Source organism: Pseudoalteromonas sp. NBT06-2, assembly GCF_002276045.1.
In the GTDB taxonomy this organism is placed as follows: domain Bacteria; phylum Pseudomonadota; class Gammaproteobacteria; order Enterobacterales; family Alteromonadaceae; genus Pseudoalteromonas.
Genome location: NZ_NQMR01000345.1, coordinates 1 through 1,559, shown reverse-complemented (window position 1 = coordinate 1,559; position 1,559 = coordinate 1). Strand labels below are relative to the sequence as shown.

The 1,559-nt window shown below is 40.5% G+C and carries 1 protein-coding gene; it reads right to left on the bottom strand.

The features are described from left to right. Positions 1-22 precede the first annotated feature (22 nt). Positions 23-1,537: an IS66 family transposase gene (tnpC, locus tag CJF42_RS25965; RefSeq protein ID WP_141235700.1), complete on the bottom strand. Its 1,515-nt coding sequence runs from the start codon at positions 1,535-1,537 to the stop codon at positions 23-25. Positions 1,538-1,559 lie beyond the last annotated feature (22 nt).

The window sequence follows — 1,559 nt, the reverse complement described above, 5'->3', positions numbered from 1 at the left end:
GTAAACGACCGGACAAATACACCTAGTCCAGTTTTACATTCCAAGGCACAATAGCATCCAAGTTATCTGGTTCATGGATTAGATGCTCAAGACAGTGCCTGATGTAGTCATATGGCACTAATCCGTTTGCTTTAGCTGTTTCAACTATACTGTAAAGCACCGCACTGGCTTGTGCACCATTGCCTGTATTACTAAACATCCAATTCTTTCTCCCTATTACAAAGGGCTTAACTGCACGTTCGGCACGATTGTTATCAATATCCAGATGGCCGTTTTTAACATAGCGGATCAGTTTTTCCCATTGATTCAAGGCATAATGGATTGGTTTGCCAACCGCGGTTGTTGGCGGTGTATGAATGGCTGATTTATCCAGCCACTTTTTAAATTCATCAAGTAATGGTACTGATTTATTTTGACGAACTCGGTATTTTTCGTCCGGTGTACAGTGTTTTATCGCGGTTTCAATGCGATATAACTTTTGTATTTGGTTTAGTGCCCAATCAGCTTTACCTATGCCGCCTTGTGGTTGCTTCGCTTTGGCTTCTTTAAATGGCCTGCGAACGTGCGCCCAACATCCGACCAAAGTGGCATCTACTTTATTGTAACCAGGATAACCGTCAACCTGTAAATAGCCATCGTAACCATCTAGGTAATCAATTACTGCCTGACTACTACGACTACCTTTGTTGTAATCATATAGTACGATATTTGATATCACACTATCGCCACGCGAATCTGCACCTGAGCAATATACCCACATGTAACATTTGGACCTGTTTTCTTGAATGACCTTGAGTGTTGTTTCATCTGCATAAATGACTGGCTGTTTTAACAACTGCAACCTTAAATAATCATACAATGGTTTGAATAATGTACTGCACTTTATCATCCAGTCTGACATTGTCTGTCGACTCAGATTAATACCATATTGCTTAAATAAACTTTCTTGTCGATATAACGGTAAACTATATTGATATTTGCTGGTAATAATTTGAGCCAACAGCGAAGGTGTAGCGATACTTCTTGGGATAATACTCGGTGGTACTGGTGCAATTTTAATTTTAACTTCAGTACTTTGTTTTTCACACTGGCGACAGCCGTATTTAGGTCGAACATGCTCAATCACTTTGACTACAGCGGGTATAAATTCCAATTTTTCACTACGTTCTTCACCCATTTTATGCATGTGTTCACCACAACAATCACAGGTTTTTTCAGATTCTGTGAGATCATGGGTAATAATTTCGCGGGGTAAATCAGCTGGTAATTTTTGGCGAACGGCTTTGTTACGGGTATAACTGATCTCTTGTGTTTTGGGCTCAATTTTTTCAAATTCAGCCTCAGCTTCATTAAACAGATCATCCTGAGCCGGATGGGCCTCGCTACTACGGCCAAACCGCTTCTGTTGAGCAAGCCGGAATTGCTCCAGTAAGTGTTGATTTTTGAGTTCCAAATCAGTCACTTTTGATTGCAATGCAAGTACCATTTCTTGAAGTACTTGCGGATCCATCGAGAGGGGGTTAGGTTTCTTTTTCATGCCTTTATTATACCGTATTAGC

Coding starts and splice junctions, on each gene's coding strand:
- tnpC (WP_141235700.1), bottom strand. CDS start 1,537: ATGAAAAAGAAACCTAACCCCCTCTCGATGGATCCGCAAGTACTTCAA.